The sequence below is a fragment of the Metabacillus rhizolycopersici genome (genome assembly GCF_020075705.1).
This window is the reverse complement of the sequence record NZ_JAIQUM010000012.1, coordinates 37342-52238: the sequence shown is the minus strand read 5'-3', so window position 1 is coordinate 52238 and position 14897 is coordinate 37342. Positions and strand designations below refer to the sequence as shown.

Annotated in this window: 14 protein-coding genes; 4 read left to right on the top strand and 10 right to left on the bottom strand. The window is 36.5% G+C overall.

What is annotated here, in order from left to right; translation table 11 throughout:
• Nucleotides 1–52: 52 nt before the first annotated feature.
• From accA to dnaE, 4 genes are all read right to left on the bottom strand, one after another.
• A complete protein-coding gene (gene accA / locus K9V48_RS07925; RefSeq protein ID WP_224138196.1) occupies nucleotides 53–1030 on the bottom strand; it encodes an acetyl-CoA carboxylase carboxyl transferase subunit alpha in 978 nt (325 codons plus the stop codon).
• Nucleotides 1024–1899 carry an acetyl-CoA carboxylase, carboxyltransferase subunit beta gene (accD, locus tag K9V48_RS07920; protein WP_224138195.1) on the bottom strand — a complete coding sequence of 292 codons (876 nt, stop codon included), beginning with the start codon at nucleotides 1897–1899 and terminating at the stop codon, nucleotides 1024–1026. Before accD ends, accA begins: the two co-directional genes overlap by 7 nt.
• Before the next feature lie 741 nt (nucleotides 1900–2640).
• The gene (ystJ, locus tag K9V48_RS07915; RefSeq protein WP_224138194.1) at nucleotides 2641–3870 is read right to left on the bottom strand and encodes an NADP-dependent malic enzyme; all 1230 of its coding nucleotides are present in this window, start codon (nucleotides 3868–3870) and stop codon (nucleotides 2641–2643) included.
• Between the two features lie 112 nt (nucleotides 3871–3982).
• Nucleotides 3983–7345, bottom strand: a complete 3363-nt coding sequence (gene dnaE, locus K9V48_RS07910; protein WP_224138192.1) for a DNA polymerase III subunit alpha — start codon at nucleotides 7343–7345, stop codon at nucleotides 3983–3985.
• Nucleotides 7346–7657: 312 nt separating this feature from the next.
• Between dnaE and ytrH the strand changes: the two genes are divergently transcribed.
• The 3 genes from ytrH (at nucleotide 7658) to K9V48_RS07895 (ending at nucleotide 9025) form a co-directional block, all read left to right on the top strand.
• On the top strand, nucleotides 7658–7993 hold the full coding sequence (gene ytrH, locus K9V48_RS07905) for a sporulation membrane protein YtrH (protein WP_224138191.1): 336 nt from the start codon (nucleotides 7658–7660) through the stop codon (nucleotides 7991–7993).
• A complete protein-coding gene (gene ytrI / locus K9V48_RS07900) occupies nucleotides 7990–8493 on the top strand; it encodes a sporulation membrane protein YtrI (protein WP_224138189.1) in 504 nt (167 codons plus the stop codon). The genes ytrH and ytrI overlap by 4 nt, the downstream gene beginning before the upstream one ends.
• Before the next feature lie 343 nt (nucleotides 8494–8836).
• The gene (locus K9V48_RS07895) at nucleotides 8837–9025 is read left to right on the top strand and encodes a YtzJ family protein (protein ID WP_224138187.1); all 189 of its coding nucleotides are present in this window, start codon (nucleotides 8837–8839) and stop codon (nucleotides 9023–9025) included.
• 272 nt (nucleotides 9026–9297) lie between these two features.
• Here K9V48_RS07895 and K9V48_RS07890 read toward each other — a convergent pair whose 3' ends face one another.
• Nucleotides 9298–10236, bottom strand: a complete 939-nt coding sequence (locus K9V48_RS07890) for a DHH family phosphoesterase (RefSeq protein ID WP_224138186.1) — start codon at nucleotides 10234–10236, stop codon at nucleotides 9298–9300.
• A gap of 186 nt (nucleotides 10237–10422) precedes the next feature.
• On the opposite strand from K9V48_RS07890, the gene K9V48_RS07885 reads away from it, so the two are divergent.
• Nucleotides 10423–10716, top strand: a complete 294-nt coding sequence (locus K9V48_RS07885; protein ID WP_224138184.1) for a YtpI family protein — start codon at nucleotides 10423–10425, stop codon at nucleotides 10714–10716.
• 31 nt (nucleotides 10717–10747) lie between these two features.
• On the opposite strand, the gene K9V48_RS07880 is transcribed toward K9V48_RS07885, so the two are convergent.
• The 5 genes from K9V48_RS07880 to K9V48_RS07860 form a co-directional block, all read right to left on the bottom strand.
• Complete coding sequence (locus tag K9V48_RS07880) at nucleotides 10748–12058, bottom strand: DRTGG domain-containing protein (RefSeq protein ID WP_224138182.1); 1311 nt, start codon at nucleotides 12056–12058, stop codon at nucleotides 10748–10750.
• Between the two features lie 68 nt (nucleotides 12059–12126).
• Complete coding sequence (locus K9V48_RS07875; RefSeq protein ID WP_224138180.1) at nucleotides 12127–12372, bottom strand: hypothetical protein; 246 nt, start codon at nucleotides 12370–12372, stop codon at nucleotides 12127–12129.
• 178 nt (nucleotides 12373–12550) lie between these two features.
• Nucleotides 12551–13231 (bottom strand): metal-dependent hydrolase, encoded by a 681-nt coding sequence (locus K9V48_RS07870; protein WP_224138178.1) that lies wholly within the window; start codon nucleotides 13229–13231, stop codon nucleotides 12551–12553.
• 119 nt (nucleotides 13232–13350) lie between these two features.
• Nucleotides 13351–14472, bottom strand: a complete 1122-nt coding sequence (ald, locus tag K9V48_RS07865) for an alanine dehydrogenase (RefSeq protein WP_224138176.1) — start codon at nucleotides 14470–14472, stop codon at nucleotides 13351–13353.
• Nucleotides 14473–14727: 255 nt separating this feature from the next.
• Complete coding sequence (locus K9V48_RS07860; RefSeq protein ID WP_224138174.1) at nucleotides 14728–14889, bottom strand: hypothetical protein; 162 nt, start codon at nucleotides 14887–14889, stop codon at nucleotides 14728–14730.
• Nucleotides 14890–14897: the final 8 nt, after the last annotated feature.

Here is a 14897-nt window from a genome sequence, read left to right as displayed (position 1 = left end):
ATAGGATAAACAAACTAAGTTTAAACTTATGATATAAGCGGGCTCATCATTTTTATTTCATTCCAAGTAACTCATCGGTAACTGATACTTGACCAATTTTTTTATACTTATTGTAACGATGTTGAATGAGTTCCTGACCATTCATTGTTTTAAGTTTTTTTAGTGAGTCTGCCAATACATCTTCAATGAAACCCGCTTGTTTAGCAATATCTTTATGCGCTCCACCTTTTACCTCAGAGATTATTTCATCTATAACACCAAGTTCTTTTAGATCTGGAGCAGTTATTTTCATCGTTTCAGCTGCCTTTTTCGCTAAACTAGCATCTTTCCACAATAATGCTGCTGCGCCTTCAGGTGAGATCACAGAATAGGTTGAATTCTCCAACATATGGATATAGTTTCCAACCCCTAGCGCTAGAGCTCCTCCACTACCGCCTTCACCAATCACAATACAAATAACAGGAACTGACAAACCAGCCATTTCAAACAAATTTTTAGCAATTGCTTCACTTTGACCACGCTCTTCCGCAGCTTTCCCTGGATATGCACCCTTGGTATCGATAAAGCAAATAATCGGTCGGTTAAATTTATCCGCTTGCTTCATCAATCTTAGCGCTTTACGATAGCCTTCTGGATGTGGCATACCAAAATTCCTACGAATATTTTCCTTTGTATCCTTTCCTCGCTGATGTCCTATGACAGTAACAGGAAGGCCTCTAAACTTTGCAATGCCACTTACGATTGCATCATCATCACCATAGAATCGATCCCCATGACATTCAAAGAAATTCGTAAAAATATGTTCAATATAGTCTAAAGTAGTCGGTCTATTGGGATGTCTTGCGATTTGAACTCTATCCCAAGGCTTTATGTTTGTATAAATCTCATTTTCTAGCTTTTCTAATCGTTCTTCTAACTTCTCAATTTCAGAGGTTAAATCAACTTCTGACCCTTTTGTAAACTCTCTCAGCTCACTGATTTTTTTTCTAAGTTCAGTTACAGGCTTTTCAAACTCTAATTCACTTACCATGTTATCTCACCTCCTGGTTGATGAATATCAAGAATATTACTAAGAGTTTCCTTTAATTCCTGCCGATTAATAACAGCATCTAACTGACCGTGCTTTAATAAAAATTCAGAAGTCTGAAAATCTTCAGGTAGCTCTTCTCGAATTGTTTGTTCAATAATTCTTCTCCCCGCAAATCCGATAAGTGCACCTGGCTCCGCAAAATTATAATCACCTAATGAAGCAAAACTCGCGGAAACTCCGCCTGTAGTTGGATGTGTCATGACAGAAATAATTAAGCCATCATTATCACTATAAAGCTTGAGCGCAGAGCTGGTTTTTGCCATTTGCATTAAACTCAAAACACCCTCCTGCATTCTTGCACCACCAGAGGCAGTAAAAATAATAAAAGGTAAGCCTTGCTCACCTGCTTTTTCGATAGCACGGGTTATTTTTTCTCCGACGACAGAACCCATACTTCCCATTCTAAAGCTTGCATCCATAATGGCAATCGTTGTTCTAAAGCCGTTTATCGTACCTTCACCTGTAACAACAGCCTCGTTTAGCTTCGTTTTCTGACGGTCTTTTTCAAGTTTTTCTTCATAGCCTGGAAATTGCAAAGGATTTTCTGAGATCATGTCACGATCATACTCAATAAAACTATCCTCATCAAATAAGCTATTAATACGTTCACTTGCATTCATTTGATAATGATAACCACAATTCGTACATACTTTACTATTTTTATTTAGTTCTTTCGAATAGATAATCTTTTTGCAGTCAGGACATTTACTAACAATTCCTTCAGGTAAATCCTGCTTTGCCTGTTCTGACGGTATCTGGGCATATTTTTTTTTCTTCGGTTTCGGTTTCGTAAACAAATCTTTTAACAAAACGGTACCTCCCCTTTTTTCTAAAGCTGAATCTCTACAAATCTTCTTTTTAAATATGTGTAACATCTCTATATTTCTTTTTTTATTTTATATCGCGAGAATTACATTTAATCTTTACAGGCAACTATCCCCCCTACTTTCCTTGTTGTTCTTGGATCTTTTAGGTAGGGAGTTATTGCCCGATAAAATTAAATTGCTTCGTTCCTTTTCGTTGGAATGCTTGCTAATCGTGGTGGGATTATTCACCATGACCAATTCGATATTTTTCTGTTAGGATACCTTATTAAGAAATGCGCAAGCGCCTTGTTCAGCCTCGGGCAAATAAGACGCTCAGGAATAGAAGGTGTTCTTTGCCTTCAATTCCTGAGTGGCTGTAGACCCAAGAGGGACTGGACGCTTGAGCTGAACAAGAAAACTAAGTCAAAAAATTTATACTTTCTTATCTTTTAAAAGAAACACCAAAATTTCACATTGTTGTTTCTTTAATAAGGCTCATACTAGCATTTCTATTTTCTCATTTTGATAAACCTTCCCTTGATAGCTTTTACAAACGAAGGAAACATACTGAGAAAAGCGCAAGGCGTCCGCCTATCGGCGACAAGCACAAGACGAGCCGGCCGGAAAGGTTGTTCTTTAACTTTTTTTGTCGCATTGGCTTATGACCTCGAACCGATGGCGCCTGGAGCTAGACACGAAAACTAAGTCAAAAAATTTATACTTTCAAAAAAGAACTACTTACTTTTACTCAATTATGGCTAGCTGCCTTGTTTTCTCCGCAACTTCCTTTGGATCGACCTTAATTCTTGCCACACCAGTTTCCATTGCCGCTTTTGCGACTGCTTGAGCTACTGCGGGAGCAACACGGGGATCGAATGGAGCAGGTATTACATATTCTGTGGTTAACTCACTTTCAGGAATAAGTGATGCAATTGCTTCAACTGCAGCTATTTTCATTTTTTCATTGATGTGAGTCGCTCTTACATCTAATGCACCTCGAAAAATCCCTGGAAAAGCAAGAACATTATTAACTTGGTTTGGAAAATCTGAACGCCCTGTTCCAACGACCATTGCACCGGCATCTTTCGCATCATTAGGCATAATTTCTGGCGCAGGATTTGCCATGGCAAAAATGATCGGATTGGCTTTCATTGACTGAACCATTTCTTTTGTTAAGGCACCTTCTACTGAAACTCCGATAAACACATCTGCCTCTTTGATTACATCTGCAAGCGAGCCTTCCAAGCGATCACGATTTGTAAATTTTGCTACTGCTGATTTCACATCATTCATTCCATATGGGCGGTTTTCAAAGATTGCTCCTCTGGAGTCACACATAATAATGTCTCTAACACCGTACGTATATAGCAACTTAATAATCGCGATACCAGCTGCACCAGCACCACTCGCTACTATGCGAATATTTGACATACTTTTCCCAGCTAATTTCAACGCATTTACTAATCCTGCTACTGTCACAATTGCCGTACCATGCTGGTCATCATGAAAAACAGGAATATTCGTTTCTTTTTTTAGACGTTCTTCGATTACAAAACAGTTTGGTGCAGCAATATCTTCTAAGTTAACACCACCAAATGTTGGTTCTAGTAGTTTGACGGTATTAACAATTTGATCTACATCTGTTGTATTTAAGCAAATAGGAAAAGCATCCACCCCTGCGAAGCTTTTAAACAGAACCGCTTTTCCTTCCATAACTGGTAAAGCAGCCTCAGGTCCAATATTCCCTAGACCTAATACGGCAGTGCCATCGGTAACAACTGCGACCATGTTACCTTTCATCGTATAATCAAATACTTTGTTTTTATCATCATAAATTTCTTTACAAGGTTCGGCCACTCCAGGTGAATAGACCAGACTAAGATCAGATGCATTTTTTACTGGTATTTTTGATTTCGATTCGAGCTTTCCTTTATGAACACGGTGAATATGTAATGCTTCTTCTCGCAATGACATTAAAAACACTCCCCTTGTAAAGTTTACACCCAAAAGTGATCTGATCACCTATAATCAATTCTAAATGATAGCATAATTCGTTGTTTTGTAAAATAGGGCTTCATCATTTCCTTTAGTGATTCCTTAACACAACATTATCTTTTCCAAGTAATTGAATTAATACATTCATACATGTTTTAGTTGGTGAAACAAAGTATTCCTTTGGCAGTTGAACGGTTCTTTTTTCGGTTTCATAATAAAGAACTACTGGTGTTTCCCCATGAAAATCTTTAAGAAGTTCCTTTACTTCTACTAGCTTATGCTGTTCAAGTGAATTTTTATCGATTTTTATAAAAAGTCGAGCTTGCTCATCCCCATTAAATAGCATGTTAGGCAAACTAGCACGTTGGACAATAAACTGTAGTTTGTCTTGACGTCGTTCAACTTTTCCCTCTAGATAAAGAATACTCCCTTGGGTCATCATACCGCTAAACTTAGAATAGATTTGTGGAAAAACAACTGCATCCATCTCTCCGGTTTCATCACCAATACTTAAAAATGCCATAACTTCACCTTTTTTAGTACGGATTGTTCGAACATTTACAACCGTTGCACCAATCGAAGCACTTTTTTCAAGTTTTGAACCTATATCTAAAATTGTTACTGCGCCAGCCAATTGGAATTTCCTTCGATGTAATTCCACCGGATGCCTTGAAAAATAAAAGCCGAGTGATTCTTTTTCAAATTTTAATTTTTCTTCTATTTTGAACGGTTCTACCTCAATATATTTAGGCTTAAGGGTAAACTCTTCTTCGATAAAGAAATCGAATTGACTATCATCTGCAGGCTTAAGTAATTCAGCGTGCTCAATCGCAACGTCTAAACTTGCAAGTAAGGTTGCACGATCTGCCCCAAAATCATCCATAGCACCTGAAAAGATAAGCTGCTCCATCGTTCGACGGTTAACAATTTTCATTGATACTCGGATACAAAAATCAAATAAATCCGTAAATTGTTTCTTTTTCCGAGCTTGAAATATTTCTTTAATTGCGGCAATCCCTACGTTTTTTATGGCAACTAAACTATAGCGGATACAACCATCCTCAACTAAAAATGGGTAAGCACTGTTGTTTACGGAAGGAGGTAAGACTGTCATACCTTTTTGTTTCGCCTCACGTATATACTGCGAAACTTTATTATCATTTCCACTAACACTTGTGAATAATGCTGTCATAAAATATAACGGATAATTTGCCTTTAAGTAAGCTAATTGGTAGGCAATCATACTATATGCTACTGCATGAGATCGATTAAAACCATAATTAGCAAATTTCACAATTAAATCGTACATCTGATTCGCAATTTGTTCATCGTATCCATTTGCTATACAACCTTTTACAAAATGCTCCCTTTCTTCATCAAGTACTTCCTTCTTTTTTTTCCCTACTGCTCTTCTTAACAAATCAGCTTCTCCTAACGTAAAGCCTGCAATTGTTGAGGCAATCTCCATAATTTGCTCTTGGTATACAATGACACCATAAGTTGTTTGTAAGATTGGCTCAAGATCAGGATGGAGGTAATGCACTGGATGTCGTTTATGCTTTCTTTCGATATAGAGAGGGATATTCTCCATTGGACCTGGACGGTATAGTGCATTAACAGCAACAATATCCTCAAAACGGGTGGGTTTAAGCCGCTTTAATACGCTTCTCATCCCTTCCGACTCTAATTGAAATACCCCAGTTGTATCACCTTGTGAAAGAAGGGAAAATGTTTTTTCATCCTGATAAGATATCTTCGTTAAGTTAACTGGATCTCCTTCTTTACTCTTAATTAATTTTGTAATATTTTCAATCAATGATAAATTTCTTAGGCCCAAAAAATCCATTTTCAATAGCCCTAAATCTTCTAAATAATCCATTGAAAACTGAGTTAAATAAACGTCCTGCTGCCCATTTTGAATTGGAACAATATTCGTTAAAGGCTGATCACTCAGTACAACACCTGCTGCATGTGTTGAAGCATGTCGTGGGAGTCCTTCTAATTTTAATGCTGTTTCCATTATTTTTTGGTATAGCTCATTTTCATTAATTGCTTTTGTTAACGTAGATGACTCCTTTATTGCATCTTTAAGGGTAATTCCAGGACGTGATGGAATCTGTTTCGAAAGGATTTCTGTTTCCTTTGGTAAAGCCCCCATTACTCTACCTACATCGCGGATTGCAGCTTTAGCAGCCAATGTCCCGAACGTAATAATTTGTGCGACATGGATTTTTCCATATTTGTTTGCAACATACTCTATGACCTCATCACGTCTCGTATCTGGAAAATCGATATCGATATCTGGCATCGTAATCCGTTCAGGATTTAAAAAACGTTCAAAAAGGAGGCGATGTTTAATTGGATCAACATTAGTAATCTTTAATACAAATGAAACAAGCGAACCCGCCGCTGATCCACGTCCCGGACCTGTAAGAATTCCATTTTCATGTGCATACTTCATAAAATCCCAGACAATTAAAAAATAATCACTGAAATTCATCCTTTTTATCACATTTAATTCATATCGCAGTCGTTCCTTATATATGTTCTCCGGTTCTACAAATCGATCGTGTAATCCTTTTAAGCAAAGCTGTTCTAAATAATCATTGGCGCTTTCTTGATTAGGCGTGGGGAACTTAGGTAAATGAGTAACACCTAATTCAAGATCAACATGGCAGCGATCAGCTATGCGTAATGTATTTTCAAGCGCATCGGGATATTGTTCAAAAATTGAGACCATTTCCTGGGGCGATTTTAAATAATATTCATTTGGCGTATGTAAATCAATATGTTCATCTGAAAGCTTATCGCCGTTTTTTATTGCCAATAAACATTTATGGGCAATATAGTCTTCTTTTTCTATGTAAGCTACATTATTTGTTGCAACGATCGGTATTTTCATTTCTTCGCTTAATGAAATCATTTTGGAGAGGAGCTCACCGTCTTGAGCTGACAAATGATTTTGTATCCCGAGATAAAAAGAATGACGACCAAAAATCATTTCATATTTCTTTATGAACTCTTTTGCTTTATGATGATTTCCTTCTACTACGTATTTTTCTATGATCCCTTCACGACCAGGGATAATTGCAATTAGGCCTTGGCTATAGCTCTTCAGCCATCTTTCTGGTAGTCCCTCGGGAGTTTTTGTTTGCAATGCACTACTTATCTTTACTAAATTTTGATATCCTTGATTATTTTCAGCCAATAAAATCAGTGGTGAAATTACTTCCTCCTGTTCTTCTATTACATTTATTGTCAAACCAATAATAGGCTTGATTCCTTGTTGTTTACATAATTTATAAAAAGCAACAGTACCATACATAACCTGAAAATCAGTTAATGCTAATGCTTTAAATTGAAGTGATTTCGCTTTACTTACAAGCCTATCTAGCTTTGCGGCACTCGTTAATAGACTGAACGCACTTTTTACTTGAAGGTGTACGAAAGGCAACCTAATTTCCTCCCTTCTAAATAATCGTTAATAATATGTATGTGAATGAATAACTTTCGTTAGAAATTTGCATATCCATATCCTCATTATATTCCGAGAATTTTATCTTCACAAATAAGAGATTCAAAGAAACACAAAGTCAATGGATAGAGCAGGACATATCTTCGCTTCTTAGATTCACAGAGGACTCTACGACGAAAGAATAAATTGTCCGTTAACAAATGCTACATCGTTACTTTTAAAATTTTCCATTAAATCAAAACATACTTAAAAAAGGTCGTCCATATACATAAGAGTAGGAGGTTGATATGTATGGACAATGAGGCCTTTATTCCGGCTTTTATTCATAGCTTCTTTATTGCTTTAGGTGTACTTTTAGGTGGAACCTTGATCGGTGCAATTGGGGCCTTCTTGGCTGGTGAGCCGCCATTAACAAAAATGTTTGAGTTTGCGAACCGCTTAAAAATATGGGCACTCGTTGCTGCAATCGGTGGAACCTTTGATGCTTTTTATAGCTTTGAACGTGGGATTTTTCAGGGCGAGACAAGGGATATTGTCAAACAAGTGTTATTAATTATATCTGCTATGGGAGGGGCACAAACAGGCTGGCACCTTATTATATGGTTAACGCAGGAGCATATATCATGAGAATTCCACCACATTATCAACAACCAACGTGGCAACGTTTTTTTGCAGGTGCTGCAATTGGAGCAATTATCAGCTGGGGTGTTTTTCTCTTTATTTTTGGTGTCATTCAAGAGGATCATCGAACTACTATAAATAAACAGAATATCACTATTCAAAAGTTAAAAAAAGAAATCGAAATTTACCAAGAAGAATATTCAAAATTAAATAAAGAAGCTCAACAAAAAGTCACCGTACAAGAGATTAACGTACATGTAACAAATGGGGACAAATATCTACCTAAAGATTTTTATATTAAAAGTATTGAAGAAAATGTTAAAAAAGATTTATCAGATCTAATTGCAAAGGATATGGAAAGCGTCTACTCAAATCATAAACTAATTGAAAAAACGATTGAAAACAAAATTTTTCCGATTGATGGGAAAGAATATAAGCTTGAGATGACAAAATTCATGTTATATACAACTATTTATATTGAAGTAGAAATCTCATTTTCAAAATAAGACTGAATGTTTTTCAAACTATTTGTAGAAAACAATCGTAATGAAACAAAAGTGCGAATAAAGTAGAATAAGAGACTGACTCAAACTTAATAATGAGCCCCAATCACACTAGACGTCATAACAAAGTAACATTTCGCTTTACAAATTGCGTGATTTGGGGTCAGACATTTTCAAATCATCATCCATGCGACTATGTAAAAACTCACCATTCACTACACACCTCAAGCTTAACCAACTTGTAGACCCTTGTCTACATATCAAACTATGACCTATTCCCAAATTCGCACTTGAAGTTAAATAAAATGATGATTTCCCGAATTCATTTGAAAAGGAGGCGATAACATTGTATATTTTTAGTTCTAAAAAACTTGCACAAGAAAAAATAGAACATATTAAAAATGGTTTTTCAGCTTATGTTGAATCTCCAGAATTAGCAAATCTCATAAAAAAAGAGATACAACTATTAAACCTCGATGTATATGAGGATGCTACAGATATTGGATTTTGGTTTATCCCTAACAGAAAAAAGTAAGCGTTATCAACCTTCCGCATCACACCACCAACTATTTTGTCCTACCTCATAAAATCAATCATTTAGTCTTTCATTTATCATGACATTCTTTCACCAAATTTAATTAAGAAAAGCGCAAGCGCCTTGATCAGCCTCAGGCATAGACCCAAGAGGGGCCGGACGCTTGCGCTGGACAATTCTCGAAGCCAAAACTTATAAATTCTGATATCATGAAAAAGGTTCGGAATCGCAATCAGGCTTTCCGAACCAATACATATCGTCAATTTATTTGCTCAATTTCCCTGACAAAGCGCCTCTAAATCCTTAAGAACATGGTCAGCCTCTTCCCAACTGTCAACAGATGCACCTGACGCTAATGGATGTCCGCCACCTTTATATTTTTTCGCTAGCCCATTAATAATTAGACTTTTCGATCTTAATCTTACGCGAATTTGATTTTCTTCTTCAACGAAAAACACCCATGATTTTACACCCTCGATATTTCCGAGCAATCCAACTAATTGAGATGCCTCTGATGCAGTTACCTCATATTCTCTTAATATTTCCTTTGAAATATTCATAGACGCCGCCCCGGATGATGTTAAGTTAAAATTTTGCAATACATAGCCACTTAACTTAGCAACATTACGTTTTGTTTTGTAAAGTTCATCATATAACGGGGTAAACTCAATTCCTTCAGAGATTAGTGCACTAGCATAACGAAATGTCTTTTCTGTTGTACTTTTAAATAAGAATCGACCAGTATCTCCAACAATTCCTGCATATAATAGCTGTGCTGCTTTCTTTGGAAGTATTAGGCGGTTCTCTTTACCGACTAAAAACAGATCATAAATCATTTCACTTGTTGCACTCGCAGTTGTATCAACCCAAAGTAGGTCTCCATACTTATCATCATTTGGATGATGATCAATTTTAATAAGCTTTTTTCCATTTTTATAGCGTTGATCACTTACACGAGCCTGATTGGCAGTATCACAAACGATTACGAGCGCATCCTTATACATGTCATCTTCTACAATATCCATTTTATAAAGAAATTCTAGACTAGGCTCACTTTCCCCGACGACGTAAATTCTTTTATCTGGATAGGACGCTTTTAAGATTTCGGCCAAACCACATTGTGAACCATACGCATCTGGATCTGGACGAACATGTCTATGAATAATAATTGTTTCATTTTGGTGGATTTCATCTAAAATTTGTTGTTTCATTTGACTCTCCTTTAAGATTCTTTATAGAATATTAAATCATAAATAGGTGTATTTAAAAAGAAAGAATACTCTGTAAATCAGAAATGAATACATTTTTCATTCCACATGGTAAAATAAAAGGGATTATTTATCAGTTACTATAAAGCTAGATGTAAGAATAAATAATATAGGTGGTGGCTTATTACTATGCCAGTGTTGGTTATCCTCATCGTTTTTGCATTATCCTTTTACGCCTTCTATAAGGTAAAAGCATATAGATCAACTAAGCCAATCGTAAAACAATGGATATCAGCAAAATCAAGTATTGCATTAGGTTTATTTGTTGCGTTATACGGTCTTAATCAATTATTCCTCTTTCGGTCTAGCTTATCATTCATTATCGGAATTATCTTTGTAATCGTTGGTTTTAGCAGCAGTTGGGCTGGGTTTCGCGCTTATAAGCAATACTTACCTGATGTAATAAAAGAAGAGCAAAAATAAGAAGAGGCCTTTAATTTGCCTCTTCTTTCCTTTAAATAAATTGAACCATCATCATCGCTTTACCCACAACCATTCCATCACTATATGCTTCAATATCAATCTTTCCGAATTTTCTCCCAACCTCTAATACTTTCGGATGAAGCTCAAGCATTGTTTCCATTTGAACAGACTTAATAAAGTATATGGTAATATTTTCAACAACCATATCACCCTTTTTTTGCGCTCGTAAAAATCGATTCGCTGATTCTGTAACAAGGGTGGTAAAAACCCCATATGAAATCGTCCCAAGGTGGTTTGTCATTTGTGGGGTTACTTCACAGCGAAAAATACTACTTCGCTTTGATTCATCATCAATTGTCACAAATTGATTTGTGACAATATCATCTAACTTTTCACCTATTTGCGGTTGCCGTTGAATCATTTGTAATGCTTTTAAGACATCTTGACGACTGATCATCCCTAATAATCGAATTTGTTGATCAACAACTGGAAGTACCTCAATTCCTTCCCAAACCATCATCTGAGCAGCAGATGCAACAGATGTTTTCCCAATGACCGTAACCGGATTTTTTGTCATGACTTTTTCAATCAACGTGGAATGGTCATGCCCCATTATATCCTTTGATGTTATAATCCCTTGTACCTTTAGATTTTGATCTATGACTGGAAAACGACCATGTCCTGTGTCAAAATTATGCTGATACCATGTAGCCACTGTATCTGATGTTTTTAAGCTAATTGTTTTTTCAACGGGAGTTAAAATATCTTCTACTTGAACAACTTCCTTTTTGATTAATTGATCATAGATCGCTCGATTAATCATCGTTCCAACAGTGAAAGTATCATAGCTTGTTGAGATAATCGGCAATTCAAGCTCATCCGCGAGTTTCTTCACACTGTCATCAGTATCAAAACCGCCAGTTATTAAAACAGCTGCGCCTGCCTCCAGTGCATATTGATGAGCATTAGTACGGTTTCCTACTATTAACAAGTTCCCTGCCCCTGTATATCGCATCATTGCATCTATCTTCATAGCACCAATGACAAACTTATTTAAGGTTTTATGTAGTCCTGCTCGCCCACCTAAAACATGCCCATCAACAATGTTAACGACCTCCGCATAGGTTAGCTTCTCAAAGTTTTCTTTCTTTTTTGTTTCAATCCTAATTGTTCCTACACGTTCAATCGTACTTACATAGCCTTTGTTTTCCGCATCTTTAATCGCGCGATACGCAGTCCCTTCACTAACGTTAATATCCTTTGCAATTTGTCGAACTGAAATTTTTTCACCTACTGGAAGTGAAGTTATATATTGTAAAATTTGCTCGTGCTTAGTAGCCAAGCTTCATCACCCTTTAAATAATATCCATAGTTTACTCCCTTTTATTATAAGGGTGGTGCAAGTTTATATCAACGCATGGTTTGACGCTGTCTTTTTTTTTGACGATTTCTTCTGTATGACTGTACGTGTTTTACACGAACCAGTTTCTTTGGACGATATAAAAATTGTGTGAAATTTCCTCCAATCACAAAGAACGCTAAACACAACCAACTCATCGCAAAAACGGTTTGCATCTGATTTCCTGATAAAGTCATATACCTTAATCCAAAAAAGAGCATCATTAAGGCCAATAAGACATAAAGTAAATTTTTCAAAAGGATCATCCTTTCAAATTAAACATTTCTATAGTTTATGCATGTACTAAAAAAAAAGAAGTGGATGATTGTAAGTAATCACATCCACTTCTTTTTTAGGGTTTATCGCAAATTAACGGTCATCTATCCATCAAAAGAGATAGATGAACACATACACACGACTGATAGAAGCTTCACTTTATAGTTCGAGCTTTTCTCCTACCTTTAATGGAACACCCACATCTTTCGGTAACATATCTGTGAACTTTACCGGATCCTGTTTAATCGCAGGAAACGTATTATAATGAATCGGTACGACTTTTTTCGCCTTTAGCCAATCAGCAGCAGCTACCGCATCCTCTGGACCCATTGTTAAATTATCCCCAATTGGTAAAAATGCTAGATCGATCGAATTTCGTTCTCCAATCATTTTCATATCTGAAAACAATGCAGTATCACCAGCATGATAAATTGTTTGCCCGTTAACTGTTAATAATACTCCTGAAGGCATACCAGTATAGACGACAGTTCCATCTTGTTCTTCATAGCTTGATCCATGAAAAGCCTGTGTCAATTTTACTGTACCAAAATCAAATTGATAAGCTCCACCTATATTCATTGGATGAATCTTAATATCATTCTTACCTATGTAGACTGCTAATTCATAAGGAGCAATCACTAATGCATTGTTTTTCTTAGCAATTTCTACCGTGTCACCGAAATGATCATTGTGACCATGTGTTAATATAATCACATCAACTTCAAGATTAGCTACTTCTAAATCTGATAACTCATTGCCATTAATAAACGGGTCAATAATAATCTTTTTCGTTCCTGTTGAAACTTGCACGGCTGAATGACCATGATAAGAAACTTGCATTATCTCCACCTGCTCTCATCTTATTTTTTCTAGCAGAAGCAATCACTTCTATAAAAAATCTTACCCTATTTCTACGTTAGATTAAAACATTTAGCTTTTTAAAATTACGTTTAACAATTTTAAGTACTTAGTAACAAAGTACGTGGATCAAGGTAAGTGAGCCCATGTGCTGTTGCTACAGCCTCATACGTTACATTTCCATCTAATGTATTTACACCTTTTAATAACGCTTCATTTTCCAAGCAGGCCTTTTTATAACCCTTTGATGCGATTTGCACAGCATAAGGCACTGTGACATTTGTGAGCGCAAAGGTTGACGTTCGCGGAACAGCGCCTGGCATATTTGCCACTGCATAATGTAAAACGCCATGTTTCACATAAGTCGGATGATCATGTGTCGTTATTTTGTCAGTCGTGGCAAAAATCCCCCCTTGATCAATGGCAATATCAACAATGACAGAACCTTTTGACATCGACCGTACGTCATCCTCTGACACAAGCTTCGGTGCTTTTGCTCCCGGAATTAATACTGCACCAATAACTAAATCAGATTCGCGAACAGATTCAGAAATATTAAAAGAGTTAGACATTAGAGTTGAAATGTCTTTACCATAAATATCATCTAATTGTCTTAGTCTTTCAGGATTGACATCTAAAATGGTTACCTCAGCACCTAGTCCAATCGCGATTTTGGCTGCGTTTGTACCCGCAACTCCACCGCCAATAATTGTAACTTTCCCCCGCTTAGTTCCTGGTACTCCAGCCAATAAAATGCCCTTACCTCCTCTTGGTTTCTCTAAAAATTGCGCACCAATTTGAGAAGCCATTCGACCAGCAACTTCGCTCATTGGCGTTAGAAGTGGTAGAGAGCCATTCGTAAGCTGAACGGTTTCATAAGCGATAGCAATTACTTTATGATCAATTAATGCTAATGTTAGCTCAGGCTCTGCTGCAAGATGTAAATACGTAAATAAAATTAATCCCTCACGGAAATATTGATATTCCTCTTTTACCGGCTCCTTTACCTTCATAACCATATCAGTAGCCCATGCTTGCTGAGCATTTCCAACTATTTTGGCACCAGCTTCTGTATATTGCTCATCTGAAAATCCTGACTCTACACCTGCATTTGATTCAATATAGACTTCGTGTCCAGATTTCACGAGCTGGAATGCACCTGCGGGAGTCATGGCAACACGATTTTCATTATTTTTTATCTCTGTAGGAATACCAATTTTCATCCTAAATCCTCCTCGTATTATTGATGACTCTTGATTTTTCCAATATTGCCCTAATCTATCGTTTGATTTCACTGCAAATTTACTTCAAGATGGTGATACACAGGGAAGTTCCCCCACCTAACATTACTCCCATTTTACAATAAGCTTATTTAAGATCTTGTAACATTTTGTAAAAACGGAATTGAATTCATAAAATTTGCATACAAAAAAAGACCGACAACTATCAGCCAGCCATTTTTTGTATTCACACTCAGACTATTCTTCTCTCGCTTGGAATTGCTCATTAATACCAAAATTTTGGTGAAATTGCTGATCAACGAAACCACCTGAATAAGCATCAGCTATTTGCTGAATCGTTTCAAGTTCACCTTGATGATCATAATAATATGTTTGTCTTGTTACTCGTTTTTCTTCCAAAACAGTCA

What these genes read in the sequence shown, in the direction of transcription:
- accA (WP_224138196.1), bottom strand. Translation starts at nt 1,030, where the DNA reads ATGGTAAGTGAATTAGAGTTTGAAAAGCCTGTAACTGAACTTAGAAAA.
- ystJ (WP_224138194.1), bottom strand. Translation starts at nt 3,870, where the DNA reads ATGTCATTGCGAGAAGAAGCATTACATATTCACCGTGTTCATAAAGGA.
- ytrH (WP_224138191.1), top strand. Translation starts at nt 7,658, where the DNA reads ATGGACAATGAGGCCTTTATTCCGGCTTTTATTCATAGCTTCTTTATT.
- ytrI (WP_224138189.1), top strand. Translation starts at nt 7,990, where the DNA reads ATGAGAATTCCACCACATTATCAACAACCAACGTGGCAACGTTTTTTT.
- K9V48_RS07890 (WP_224138186.1), bottom strand. Translation starts at nt 10,236, where the DNA reads ATGAAACAACAAATTTTAGATGAAATCCACCAAAATGAAACAATTATT.
- K9V48_RS07885 (WP_224138184.1), top strand. Translation starts at nt 10,423, where the DNA reads ATGCCAGTGTTGGTTATCCTCATCGTTTTTGCATTATCCTTTTACGCC.
- K9V48_RS07870 (WP_224138178.1), bottom strand. Translation starts at nt 13,231, where the DNA reads ATGCAAGTTTCTTATCATGGTCATTCAGCCGTGCAAGTTTCAACAGGA.
- ald (WP_224138176.1), bottom strand. Translation starts at nt 14,472, where the DNA reads ATGAAAATTGGTATTCCTACAGAGATAAAAAATAATGAAAATCGTGTT.